We start from the raw sequence: 12,495 nt of genomic DNA on the forward strand, positions 1-12,495 counted from the left end.
TTGCCCGAACATAGACAATTGTGAGTGGTTACCTCGAAGGATTTAGCCATGGCACAAGAGTCCAGACGATATGCAACGATAGATCCCGTATGGAATACGGTACGTCGTGAAGCTGAAGCCATGGCTGAAAATGAGCCGCTCATGGCGAGTTTGGTTCATTCGGGTGTGCTGCACCACCCAAGCTTGGAGAGGGCCCTGAGCTACAGCGTAGCACAGAAGCTGCGTTCATCTGAGATGAATGAACTGATTTTGCGCGAAATTGCAGACGAGGCCTATCTGGACGACCGGGAGTTGGGCATCAAAGCCCGGGCGGATATTTTGGCCGTGTATGACAGAGATCCTGCCTGTTATGCCTATATCCAGCCGCTTCTGTTTTTCAAAGGATTCCAGGCAATCCAATGTCACAGGATTGCGCACTATCTCTGGAACAAGGGCCGACGTGATATGGCCCGGTTCTTTCAGATGCGCACGTCTGAAGCGTTTGGTGTTGATATCCATCCTGCAGCCCAGGTGGGCAAAGGCGTCATGATCGATCATGCGCATTCAGTGGTGATCGGAGAAACCGCGGTAGTAGGCGACAATGTTTCGATGCTGCACTCGGTAACCCTTGGCGGTACTGGAAAACAGGATGGCGACCGGCATCCGAAAATTCGCGATGGCGTTTTGATTGGCGCCGGTGCGGCGATACTCGGTAACATAGAGGTCGGGCATTGCAGTAGGATAGCGGCGGGTTCGGTGGTTTTGGAAGAAGTTCCGCCATGCAAAACCGTTGCCGGCGTACCCGCAAGGATTGTTGGTGGTGCCGGATGCGCCGAGCCCTCGCGTTCCATGGACCAGTTGTTGGCGCAGCGCACCGCCGAGTGACAGTTGCTTATTCCTGAATTCAGCTTCGGCCGATATTTATCGGCCTAACCAATTCGATTGGACGGCTGCAGTTTACCATCTGTCCAATAGAAACTGAGGTTCGGTTCTGTAGGGAAAGTGGCGCGGTTGACGGGGCTCGAACCCGCGACCTCCGGCGTGACAGGCCGGCACTCTAACCAACTGAGCTACAACCGCGCATGTCAGGTTGCGTCCTGACAAGGCCGGGTTGTAGGGTTATGCATCGGGGGCGTCAAGCGAATTGATTGATATTTTTTCAGGTGCAGAGATTATTTTTTGCGTGCCTTAGGACGCAGTGAATTCTTAAGATTTTTGCCGGCCATTAGCGTGGTTATAGATGGATCCGTTAGCAAAATTCGACGGGACAAGGCCCTGATGATACGCTATGAGGAATTCCGAATACGGAGAATTCCATGGCTGACAGAAATCTCAAGGACCGGGCCGAAAGGCATCCTGAAAAGGCGCACAAATCCGATACGCCAATTCTGAGAAAACCAAGCTGGATCAGGGTCAAGGCGCCAACCGGTGAGGGCTACAAAAAGACCCGCGGTATAATGAGAGAGAACCGGCTGGTTACTGTCTGTGAAGAAGCCGGGTGCCCGAACGTGGGTGAGTGCTGGAACCAGGGTCACGCAACCATGATGATCATGGGCGAGATTTGTACGCGTGGGTGTACTTTTTGCAATGTGGCAACAGGTCGTCCGGAAAGTCTCGATTTGTTTGAACCCGCTCGTGTAGCTGTCGCTGTGGAAAAGCTCGGGTTAAACCACGTCGTTGTAACATCAGTCGATCGCGATGACCTGGACGATGGGGGTGCAGAGCACATAGCCCGCACTATCAAGGCGATCCGACGGAAAAGTCCAAAAACCACAATTGAGGTTTTGACACCGGATTTTCTGAAATGTGGTCCTGAAGCGCTGGAGACGGTTGTCGAAGCCCGCCCTGATGTTTTTAACCATAACCTGGAGACAGTGCCTGGTCTCTACCCGGAAGTTCGACCTGGGGCGCGCTACTTCCATTCTTTGCGTTTGCTGCAGAGGGTCAAGGAACTGGATGCAACCATGTTCACCAAGTCGGGTATCATGGTAGGGTTGGGTGAGGATCGTCAGGCTGTAACGCAGGTCATGGACGACATGCGCGCGGCTGACGTCGATTTTCTTACTGTCGGTCAGTACCTGCAACCCACCCCAAAGCATCATGCGGTTGAGCGATTTGTGTCTCCGGATGAGTTTGCGGCATATGAAAAAGCGGCCTACGGCAAGGGTTTCTTAATGGTCTCCGCCACTCCGTTAACGAGATCGTCCTATCACGCAGGCGATGATTTTGAGAAATTGAGAGCAGCCCGCTTGCGAAACCAGGGCTGACTGTTGAGGAGAGGTCGGTAAACGCTACTGCTCGATCCTGGCGCGCCTTTCGGACACCGCCGAGCGGTTGATTGCTTCGATGACTCTCAGTGTCATAAGTCCTTCCCGTCCTGATACGAGAGGGCTCTCCGTTCCTCTGATTACCCGGACAAAGTGATTGATCTGCAGGACCAACGGATCTCCACACGAATCCTGTTCAATTGCGCGTTCCCTTATGGGCAACCACCAGCTTCGCTGGTTTGCATAGTGCCAAATGATATTCTGGGGGATTGATATTGCTCCCTCTGTTCCCCCGATACGGTAGCAGGCCTCGTTGGTCGGAGGGTAAACCGGGTTTTCGCGGCTCGTCATTTCCCAACTCCAGGGGGCTACAATCGTGTCGGAGACACTTACCGTACCCAAGGCACCGCTCCTGAATTGCAGAACGATCGCTGCGGTGTCCTCCACTTCCAAATGTCTCGTGCGATTTGAAGTGACCGCGATTACGCTTTCAATTTCTCCACACAGATAACGCAACAGGTCGATATCGTGGATGAGGTTAATGAAGACCGGGCCTGCTCCTGCTTTCGTTCGCCACTCGACCTCGTAATACTCGTCTGGTTTGTAGAACCAGCACTGTGCGTTAACGGCGACAACCGGACCAATTCCCCCCGACTCTATTTCCTTTTTTGCTCGTTGGATAAGCGGGTTGTGTCGTCTGTGATGCCCAACCAGTACTGGCACGCCCGAGTCTTCCGCTTTTGTCACCAACTGTTCGGCGTCATCCGACGATGTGGCCAATGGTTTTTCGATGAGTATCGGAATGCCTTTATTGATACACTGAAGACCATGTTCCACGTGGAGTTGGTTCGGGGTTGCGATGATGATCCCGTCCGGTCGCCTGCTTTCGAGAAGATCCGCAACGGTCTCGTAATGAGGAACATCCAGACTAAGCGCGATTTTTAGGGCCGCGGCTGTCGGATCGACGATGGAATCCAGTTCGACGTTCTCCAGTGACTGAATAACCTCGATATGCCGCTTGCCGATTAAACCGGCTCCAACGACTGCAATATGAATTTTGTCTGAGGTGCCCATGGTGAAGGACGCTCTGCTAGTCAGCTGCGTACCGTTTGACGAAGTTTTTCAAAATGAGCTCCGGCTCAGTGACATTGGCCGCGCGTCCACGCTCCACAATTTTCATCGCCTCTGATGGAGGAAAGTAACCGTAATCGAGATACACGCCGACGCGGAATTCCAGTCCGTCGGCATCCAGTTCCGGATGAAACTGTGTCGCATAGACATTCTGGCCGAAGCGGATCAACTGATACGGACAGGTCGGTGATGAGGCTAAATGAGAACAACCCTCCGGGAGGTTCTGCGCTGCTTCCTTATGGCCTACGAAAGCCTGAAATCTATCGGGCAACCCTTCCAGGACCGGGTCGCGCCGCCCGGCTTCGGTCAAAGTGCACTCGACCGCTCCTACCGGTTCTCCGTATTTTTCCCTGCTGACCCGTGCGCCCAAGTGTGACGCGAGAATTCCTATTCCGTAACAGCACCCGAGGAACGGCAGATCGTTATTGGTGATCTTCGGCATAAGGGAAAAAATGCCATCCTCAATTCGTTGATCCACTTCTGATTTGGTCGCAGGGTTATCACTGACACATCCTGGTCCACCTCCGACTATGGTGCCGGAAAAGTCCGAAGGGTTCAGGTCCGCCGGGATTGGTTCGCAGTCCAGTCGAATTCTTCTGGTGTTTTCAGCGGCTAGTCCGCTCTTTGCCAAGATCGCTTCGAATTCATTGTCTGACGCGGGCGTTTCCGGGCGCAACTGGAGTATAAGGAACGGCTTCATCTGGTGCGGAGTCCTCGCAAGATAAATTCTGGTCTGGAAATGGCGGGTAGTATCGACTTCATTCGACGCTGATCCGGTCAGGAATGTTCAATTCGGCCCGTTTCTTTTTGGACAGACCCTGCGCGACCAGGTCATGGGAACTACGAATGTGATCCCTGAGTTCGTCATCGTTCAGACCGGGTTTTGCGTAATTTTGCAGCCACGAAAATCCACGCGATGCAAGATAGGGGGCCGGTCTGACCCCATCCTTTTCGGCAAGAATTTCAAACGCGATTTTCGATACCTTGAATGTGAACGCGTCTTCGCCGTCGCTCCATCCACAGATCGCGAAAACTCTCCCGCCAACTTTCCATACGTCCGAGTTACCCCATTGGACAACATGCGTCGTCGCAGGGAGTTCCGAACAAAACTGATTGAACTCTTCCCGTGTCATGTTGAAAGTTTAGAGCGGCAGACCGAAGGAAAAAAGCGAAATCAGCTGGTACTTTCTGTTCGCCGTAAGCAGTCAGGGTCGAACTCAAAAATGAGTGGACAATCCCGGCTTATCCTCGACGCCATGCGGTGACCTGTGCGACAAAACTCCCATTGGTGTAATCGTGCATTCGGCTAATCAGGTTAGCTCTGCCGGTTTTCAAAGAACCTGAAATTAACACGGGGTGGGTTCGATACTGGCAGTCCTTACAACGCTTGCGCCGGATTTCATGTTGTTGATGGCCGGTGCCGTGCTTGGGCGGTTCCTGCCTGCGGAAGTCTGGAGAAACGCTGACAGGGTCAACTTCCGCGTCATGTTTCCCGCGCTTATTTTCCTTGCCGCATACAGCCATCCTCCAGCACCAGGTGATCTTACGGTCATCGCGCTCGGAACCGCTTTTGTCATGGGGGCGGGGTGTTTTCTTACGTGGTGGCTAAGACCTCTCGGCCCGCCCCGCTTCGTGGACTTCGCGGCCCTGTGGCAGACAGCCTGGCGGTTCAACACCGCATTGGGCCTCGTCGCCGTCCAGCTCCTCCCGAAAACCAGTCACGGATTGATGTCACTCGCCGTGGCTTTCGCAATTCCGGTTTCAAACCTGATGGCCATCACGGCTTTGACCCACGGCCGAAAAATTGGCGTCACCGGAATGCTGCGCAACGTGGTCGGCAATCCGTTTATTGTGGCCGGCATTTTGGGTCTCATGCTCCCCGCCATCCAAATTGAGCTTCCGCAGATTCTACTGGGCGGGTTGGGCGTCCTTTCCTGGGGGGCTGTTCCGGTTGCATTGCTGTCTATTGGTGCGGCCGTGAACTGGAAGGCACTTGCCGAATTGGATGCATTCGCGGGCGCGCTGAACGTCGTTAAGCTCGTCATTTTGCCGGTGCTGGTTTGGTGCAGCGGTAGTTATGCCGGAATGCGCCCTGATCACCTGAGCGTTTTGACGCTCTTTGCCGCACTTCCCACTGCACCGGCATCGCTGGTCCTTGCCACCGTTTACGGCGCCGAGAGAACATCTGTCGCCACAATGGTGGCGCAATCCACGATCCTTGGCTGCGTCACCTTGCCACTTTGGCTGGTCGTGCTGACCTGATGATCTGTGCGTTAAACCGCCTCAGGCAGCTCAAATTCCGCCAGCAGTGAGGCAAACGCGGCCCCGTGCATGTCCCTGTCCTGAGGCGTGCCCTGCACCTGGGGTCTGGGAAAACTAAATTTCACCACGTTCAGATCCGGGATATCGAAGCGTTTGACGTGTTGGGTTGGCGTGTCCGCCAGTTTCGCCACGTCCGTGGTTTTGAGACCCGATACCACCCTCCGGTAGCTGTCCGGGGTCCCGCAGAAAATATCCACCGTCAGCCAAAACGGCCCGGCGTTCTTGCTGCGGACCTTTTCGACGATGCTCCCCAGCTTACCCATGTCCGACCTCCACGACCTCGAGCCTGAAAGCCTCCATAGGATAATCCAGAACCAGCACATGGTTCAGGCAAAACTCGTGACACTCCCCGCGCCTCAGTTCAGCCGGTGAGAAGGGGAAAGCAAATGTCGGCTGTTCCTCTTCCTGTGTGAGCGGATGATGCAGCAGATACGGGTTGAGGGTCTTGGTGATTTCCGAGGCCAACTCGTCCGATTGAGCCGTCACAATCCCCATCACGCCAACCTCGGCAGCTGTCTCCGCACGGTTTTCCAGTGCGCCCAGAGTGGCATCGCGGCCGATCACGCGCAGTTCGATGCTGAAATCCTCCGCCGCGAGGTTTAGCCTCTGCATGACCTTTTCGCGGCACCTGGTTGTTATGTCGTCGCACCAGGTTGAGATATTTTCGACGTAGCGGGCATCCCGGATGAGCGTTGGGATGACGTACTGGTACCCGGCCTGTCGCGCCCCTTCCAGTTTCACGGTGTACGTGTCGGACGGCACCCATTTGGACCCTGTCACTCGTACACTGCGGTCATCCTTGGCCTGGTATTTTGCCTCCGTGACGTCCAGGTGTCCTCCGGGCTCAAAGAGGATGAACGGATTGGAATTCTCATAGAGCATGTGCGCTGAAACGGTATGCGGCGTCGACCGCGACGACTCGGCCATGGGTGCCACCGTGAAGCCGTTGTCATCGAATTCCACCATCAGAACGCCCGACTGCGGATTGGTCGCACATAGCGCGCCGCATTCTCCAATCTTCGCGCCATGCCACGCGGCACCACTGTTCGCTCCGTTCCTGAGGGGCAGGGCGGCGATGATAGCGGTATCGGTGGTTCGACCCGCGATCACAATATCCGCGCCCGTATCCAGAGCCGCCTGGATCTGTTCCGCTCCGGCCAGGGCGACAATATTGGTGCAGTCGCGGAGGATCTCCGGGGAGATCTCCGGCGCGGGATCAAGTGGGCGAATGCGGCCCTGGTTGAGCGCCTCCACCAGGCGCTCCGGATCCTGACTGCATCGCAGGGTTGCAACCTTCAGTTTTGCCCCGGTCTCCTCCGCAATCTCCTTCGTAATCGACAGCAGCCAGTCAACGGTCTGATCGGTGCCGCAGGTTCCGGCGGTTCCAATGACGAGCGGTACGCCTGCTTTGGCCCGCGCCTCCATCAGGCCCTTCCACTCGGTTTTGGTGGACGCCCTCGCATATTTCGACATGCCGCGGCCAAGATAGGCCGGGCCGGAATCCGTTGAGCCACCATCGATAGCGATAATGTCCGGCTTTTCCGCCAGACCGCGTTCCAGGGCCACAATGTCGTAATTCAGCCCCAATGCTCCGGATGGTACGAGTACGCGCGTCATGTCAGTCCGTAATCCTCTGAGGTTTTTTTAGGAGTTCCCGCAGGAACATCGGTGCCACGAAACCCGCTACCGCCGCAATCCAAAGTCCAATCGAAATGGGCGAGGACAGAAGGTAGAAGATGTCACCGTCGGAGATCACCATCGCCCGACGCAGGGCATCTTCCATGTGCCCGCCAAGAAGGATGCCCAAAATCACCGGCACCGTCGGGATGTCGAGCTTACGCAGCACATAACCCAGCACGCCAAATGCCACCATCAGCAGGAGATCGAAATAGCTGCCGGACAGAGAGTAGATGCCGACGAAAGAAATCATCGTAACTCCCGGCAGCAGAACCCAGGCCGGGACCGTGAGGATTTTGACGAAAATCTTGACCATTGGCACGTTCATCATCAGCAGAACGAAGTTCGCGATCAGCAGCGACGCAATCAGACCCCACACCACCTCCGGCCGATCCGTGAATAGCGTCGGACCGGGCGTAATGTTCAGTGTCATAAGAAGCGCGAGCAGAACGGCCGTCGTGCCCGATCCCGGCACGCCCAGCGTCAGCATGGGAACCAGCGCACCACCGGCGGCGGAGTTGTTCCCGGCTTCCGGTGCGGCAATGCCCTGCGGAACGCCCGTGCCAAATCCTCCTTTGGGACCGGCAATGGATTTCTCCGACATGTAGGCCAGGAAACTGCCGAGCGACGCACCGGCACCGGGCAGAACGCCCGCAAAGAACCCAACCACGCTCGAACGCAGCATGGTCCATTTGGATTTGCCTATGTCCTTCCAGGGGATGGTCACACGGTCCAGTTTGATGCCGATCGACGAATCCTTGCCGTGGCTCTCAATGAAGAAAAACACCTCGGCGATGGCGAACAGGCCGACGATTGCCACAAGGAAATCAATACCATCCATCAGATGCATGTTTCCGCCGGTAAGGCGCGGCATGCCTGAGTTGTTATCCACGCCGACCATAGCGATTGCCAGCCCAAGGCACGAGGCCATCGCCGCCTTGGCCTGGTTGTTCGACGCCATGCCGCCGAGCGTGCAGAAAGCGAGAAGATAGAGCGCAAAATACTCCGCCGGACCGAAGAAATAAGCCACACGCGACAGCAGCGGGGCCAGAAGCATCAGGCCGATTGTGGCGAGGAACGCACCGACAAAGGATGCAACACCGGAAAGGACCAGCGCATCACCCGCGCGGCCCTGACGGGCCATCGGATACCCGTCAAGCGTCGTCATCAGCGCGGGTTCGTCACCGGGAATATTCAGCAGGATCGAACTGATCCTGCCGCCATACATTGCCCCGTAGTAAACCGCGGTCATCAGAACCAGGGCTGATGTCGCATCGAGCCCGAGCGAAAACGTCAACGGAATGAGAATTGCCACGCCATTGGACGGCCCAAGACCGGGCAGGGCGCCGATAATGGTGCCAAGGAAACAGCCGATGACCGCCAGCATCAGCGTATAGGGCGAAAGGGCGATGGAAAATCCAAGCGCGAGATTGGCCAGTGTATCCATCGGTCCTAGTCCTCCGCGCCGATTTCAGCCGGTGCGACGGCGGCGGGCGGTTCCGACATGTGCGGTAACGGCACCAGTCCAAGCCCAAGGGCGTATTTGAAGAGCAAAAACAGTCCCACCGAAAGACCGGCTCCGGACAGGGCCGCCGCAACAACACGCGATGAAATCTGATAGCTGAGCACTGCCGCGGTGATTGCCGTGGGTATGATGAAGCCAAACGGCTTCAGGGAATAGGCGTAGGCGACCAGAACCACGACCGCGACAAAAAGCGCAAGCAACGTCCTCGTGGCCGGCCATTCCGGGTCGGGATCCGGGCGAACGATCATAACGAGTGCGCAGAGGGACGCAACCGAACCAATCAGGATGGGAAAGGCTTTTGGCCCGACCGGGTCAGCGAGAAAGCTGGTCTGGATCTGGGTGGCGCTCGCGATATACGCGAGCGCTGCAAACAGGGCGACCAGACCGAAAATCCGGTCACTGGCCATTACTGGATGACCCCGATCTCTTTGGAGAGCGTGTTGATCTCACCAACTAGGGTGTCGACATAGGACTGGAAATCGGCTCCGACCATGGTGAACGGTGCCAGACCGTTTGCGGCCATCGCCTCGTGCCATTCCTCGCTGTCGGCAACCTGCTGAAGTTTGTCGCTCCAGGCATCGAAGGTCTCGTCGCTGACGTCTTTGGGTATGTAAAGCCCGCGCCAGTTGACCGCTACAACGTCAAAGCCCTGTTCCCGTGCCGTTGGGATATCCTCAAAGCCCGGAACGCGCTCCTCAGTCAGAACGGCAATGGCCCGAACTTCCCCTGAGTTAAGGAAACCGACAATCTCGGACATGTCACCGGTCATGGCCTGTGTGAAGCCACCGACGGTCTGGGTGATCGCATCCGCGCCACCGTCCACACCGATGTATTTCACCTCGGTAATGTCCGTGAACCCGGCCCGCTGCAGGATCATGAGCGGCTTGAGGTGATCGAAGCCACCAACCGCTGACCCGCCAGCAAACGCGACAGACCCTGGATCGGCCTTGATTGCCTCAACCAGGTCTCCAAGGCTCTGATAGGGGCTGTCATTCGCGACCACGATCACACCTGGATCGGCACCGATTGCACCCACGAAACGGACCTGATCGGCCGTCATTCCCGCATAGGCGTTCTGCGCGAGGCGCGTTGTGGTGGCGGAGGAGGCTGCAACAATCAGATCCTCGTCGCTGCTGCGTTCGGCAACCACGTGGTTATAGGCAACGCCGCCGCCGGCTCCCGCCATGTTGGTCACCTGGACGGGCTGATCAACGGCACCAATGTCGAACATGATCTTGCCGATCTGGCGACAGGTGAAGTCCCAGCCACCGCCAGGGTTTGCAGGTGCGATACATTCCGCAGCGGAAACCGCACCGGCGGCTCCTGTCGATATAACGGCACCGGTAATCAGCGCCAGGAAAAGACGTGAGGTCATGGAAGTCTCCCTTTCTTCATGCGGTTTTGTTTAACCTGCATGTTATTATTGACTAATCGCAGTCTGGCATCGCTGTCGCGCCCATGTAAACGGCAAATACGGCCCATGGGCGGCCTGAAAGCCGGACTTTTGTCAAATTCCGGATTGGTGTGGATCGCATCGGGGCATCATCTCGCAGAACTGCGCGATATCCCGGAATACGCGTGACATATCCGTATACATCGCCCCGGTTAACCAGGATGACGCTCGACAACCGGTGCGCGCAGGTATAGGAGCGCGGCAAAAGGCCTGCGGAAAACTCCGCTGTGCCGGTGTGCCCAGGGTCCGGGTCGGTTCCCGTCACACGGTTTCCCGGATCCGAAAGAAAATACGATGATAGAAATTCCAGGTATTCCCCAGCCCCTGTCGGAGGCTCTGGAACAGCGCGGCTATTCCACCCTGACCCCGGTTCAGGAGGCGGTGCTGGCGCCGGAATACGTCTCACGCGACATGCTTGTCTCCGCACAGACCGGTTCAGGCAAAACCGTAGCGTTCGGACTGGCGGTCGCACCAACTCTGTTAGGTGAAGACGCGCGTTTCGGTCAGGCGGATGCTCCGCTTGCGCTGGTGGTGACACCGACGCGGGAACTGGCGATCCAGGTCAAGCGCGAACTTGAATGGCTCTTTGCCAATGCCGGTGCGCGCATTGCATCCTGCGTGGGCGGTATGGACATGCGTACCGAACGCCGCGCGCTGGGTGCGGGGGCTCATATTGTCGTGGGCACCCCGGGTCGTCTGCGGGACCATATTTCGCGAAACTCGCTGATCCTCGATGACATTCGCGCGGTCGTGCTTGATGAGGCCGACGAAATGCTCGACCTCGGCTTCCGCGAGGACCTTGAGTTCATCCTTGAGGCCGCACCGGTCGAACGCCGAACACTCCTGTTTTCCGCAACCGTGTCCAAACCCATTGCCGCTCTGGCGAAGCGGTTTCAAAACGATGCGGCCCGCGTCTCCACCACCAGTGACCGCGACCAGCATGGCGATATCGAATACCGTGCACTGACCGTGGCCGCTCGCGACCGGGAAAACGCGATCATTAACGTGCTGCGGTATTATGAGGCGAAAAACGTCCTCATTTTCTGCGGCACGAGGGCTGCGGTCAATCACCTGACGTCGCGGTTCAACAATCGCGGCTTTTCGGTTGTGGCCCTGTCCGGCGAACTGAGTCAGGCGCAGAGGACCCACGCTCTTCAGGCCATGCGCGACGGCCGCGCTCAGGTCTGCATCGCCACGGATGTTGCCGCGCGTGGCATCGATTTGCCGAACCTCGAGCTTGTGATCCACGCCGACATTCCCAAAAACCGCGAAAGCCTTCTGCACCGCAGCGGTCGAACCGGACGGGCCGGGCGCAAGGGAACCAGTGTTCTGATCGTCCCTAACAGCGCCCGAAGCCGCACCGATCGGCTTCTGCGCAATGCCGGCGTTTCGGCTGAGTGGGGTAACCCCCCGTCGGCTGAGGAGGTTCTCGCCCGCGATGACGAACGTCTTCTAAACCACGCGGTACTGGCCGATGACGCCGTTGAGGTTGATGCGGATCTCGTGCAAAAGCTCCTCGAACAGAATGGGCCTGAAAAAATTGCGGCCGCCTTCGTCCGTCTCGCCCGCGAAGGCAAATCCGCACCAGAGGAACTCGAGGCAACCTCTGCCGCGGGGCAGGGCAAGCGCAAACATTCCGACTTCGATAACGGCCCCTGGATCAGTCTCTCTGTCGGTCGTACCCAGGGTGCCGATCCCAAATGGCTGCTGCCACTGCTGGTTGGGGCTGGCAATCTCAACCGTCGGGACGTGGGCGCCATTCGCATGCAGCACAACGAGACCTTCGTGCAGCTTGCACCGGGGAGTGATGACGGTTTCTTCAGCGCGCTTGGCCCTGATGCCATTCTGGAGCGCGACATCACCGCGCGGCGTGTTGAGGGCATCCCTGCCTTTGCGAAAGCGGCGCAGGACCACCGCAAATCCAGCGATGGTCCACGCAAACCCCGGCCCGGGAAAAACAGACCCGGTGCGGATGAACGGGCACCGGCAAAAGGAGCCGTAACCGGACTGAAGAAACGCAAAAAAGTGAAGGGCAAGACGGGCGCGGGCAAAACCTCCTGACCGCTGCCGCGTTTCGACGTCCAGCCCCAATCCTGATCTTTGCTTTTTCCAATCGGTACAATAACATGGCGCGCAACATC

General features: G+C 57.2%; 12 protein-coding genes and 1 tRNA gene. 4 read left to right on the forward strand and 9 right to left on the reverse strand.

All coding sequences use genetic code 11. The features are described 5' to 3' along the window. Positions 1-48 precede the first annotated feature (48 nt). Entirely contained in the window at positions 49-864 is an 816-nt protein-coding gene (gene cysE / locus ACP15P_RS06440) for a serine O-acetyltransferase (RefSeq protein ID WP_424927684.1), read from the forward strand. 118 nt (positions 865-982) lie between these two features. On the opposite strand, the gene ACP15P_RS06445 is transcribed toward cysE, so the two are convergent. After that, positions 983-1,059: transfer RNA gene (locus ACP15P_RS06445), tRNA-Asp, on the reverse strand. Between the two features lie 236 nt (positions 1,060-1,295). Between ACP15P_RS06445 and lipA the strand changes: the two genes are divergently transcribed. Then, positions 1,296-2,246 (forward strand): lipoyl synthase, encoded by a 951-nt coding sequence (gene lipA, locus ACP15P_RS06450; protein WP_424927685.1) that lies wholly within the window; start codon positions 1,296-1,298, stop codon positions 2,244-2,246. A 24-nt stretch (positions 2,247-2,270) separates the two neighbouring features. On the opposite strand, the gene ACP15P_RS06455 is transcribed toward lipA, so the two are convergent. Genes ACP15P_RS06455 through ACP15P_RS06465 form a run of 3 tightly spaced genes read right to left on the reverse strand, consistent with a single transcriptional unit; the run spans position 2,271 to position 4,510 of the window. Then, on the reverse strand, positions 2,271-3,320 hold the full coding sequence (locus tag ACP15P_RS06455) for a Gfo/Idh/MocA family protein (protein ID WP_424927686.1): 1,050 nt from the start codon (positions 3,318-3,320) through the stop codon (positions 2,271-2,273). A gap of 16 nt (positions 3,321-3,336) precedes the next feature. After that, positions 3,337-4,077 (reverse strand): glutamine amidotransferase, encoded by a 741-nt coding sequence (locus tag ACP15P_RS06460; protein ID WP_424927687.1) that lies wholly within the window; start codon positions 4,075-4,077, stop codon positions 3,337-3,339. A gap of 58 nt (positions 4,078-4,135) precedes the next feature. After that, positions 4,136-4,510 carry an MmcQ/YjbR family DNA-binding protein gene (locus ACP15P_RS06465; protein ID WP_424927688.1) on the reverse strand — a complete coding sequence of 125 codons (375 nt, stop codon included), beginning with the start codon at positions 4,508-4,510 and terminating at the stop codon, positions 4,136-4,138. Positions 4,511-4,733: 223 nt separating this feature from the next. Between ACP15P_RS06465 and ACP15P_RS06470 the strand changes: the two genes are divergently transcribed. Continuing rightward, complete coding sequence (locus tag ACP15P_RS06470) at positions 4,734-5,639, forward strand: AEC family transporter (protein WP_424927689.1); 906 nt, start codon at positions 4,734-4,736, stop codon at positions 5,637-5,639. An 11-nt stretch (positions 5,640-5,650) separates the two neighbouring features. On the opposite strand, the gene ACP15P_RS06475 is transcribed toward ACP15P_RS06470, so the two are convergent. From ACP15P_RS06475 to ACP15P_RS06495, 5 genes are read right to left on the reverse strand one after another with little or no spacing between them, the layout of a single operon-like run. Then, positions 5,651-5,962 (reverse strand): DUF4387 family protein, encoded by a 312-nt coding sequence (locus ACP15P_RS06475; RefSeq protein ID WP_424927690.1) that lies wholly within the window; start codon positions 5,960-5,962, stop codon positions 5,651-5,653. Continuing rightward, on the reverse strand, positions 5,955-7,316 hold the full coding sequence (locus tag ACP15P_RS06480; RefSeq protein ID WP_424927691.1) for an acyclic terpene utilization AtuA family protein: 1,362 nt from the start codon (positions 7,314-7,316) through the stop codon (positions 5,955-5,957). The genes ACP15P_RS06475 and ACP15P_RS06480 overlap by 8 nt, the downstream gene beginning before the upstream one ends. Position 7,317: 1 nt before the next feature. Next, on the reverse strand, positions 7,318-8,823 hold the full coding sequence (locus ACP15P_RS06485; RefSeq protein ID WP_424927692.1) for a tripartite tricarboxylate transporter permease: 1,506 nt from the start codon (positions 8,821-8,823) through the stop codon (positions 7,318-7,320). Between the two features lie 5 nt (positions 8,824-8,828). Next, entirely contained in the window at positions 8,829-9,308 is a 480-nt protein-coding gene (locus ACP15P_RS06490; protein ID WP_424927693.1) for a tripartite tricarboxylate transporter TctB family protein, read from the reverse strand. Next, a complete protein-coding gene (locus ACP15P_RS06495) occupies positions 9,308-10,276 on the reverse strand; it encodes a Bug family tripartite tricarboxylate transporter substrate binding protein (protein WP_424927694.1) in 969 nt (322 codons plus the stop codon). The genes ACP15P_RS06490 and ACP15P_RS06495 overlap by 1 nt, the downstream gene beginning before the upstream one ends. A gap of 372 nt (positions 10,277-10,648) precedes the next feature. Between ACP15P_RS06495 and ACP15P_RS06500 the strand changes: the two genes are divergently transcribed. Then, on the forward strand, positions 10,649-12,415 hold the full coding sequence (locus tag ACP15P_RS06500; protein ID WP_424927695.1) for a DEAD/DEAH box helicase: 1,767 nt from the start codon (positions 10,649-10,651) through the stop codon (positions 12,413-12,415). Positions 12,416-12,495 lie beyond the last annotated feature (80 nt).

Origin of the sequence: Amaricoccus tamworthensis, assembly GCF_049800875.1 — a bacterium.
In the GTDB taxonomy this organism is placed as follows: Bacteria; Pseudomonadota; Alphaproteobacteria; order Rhodobacterales; family Rhodobacteraceae; genus Amaricoccus; species Amaricoccus tamworthensis.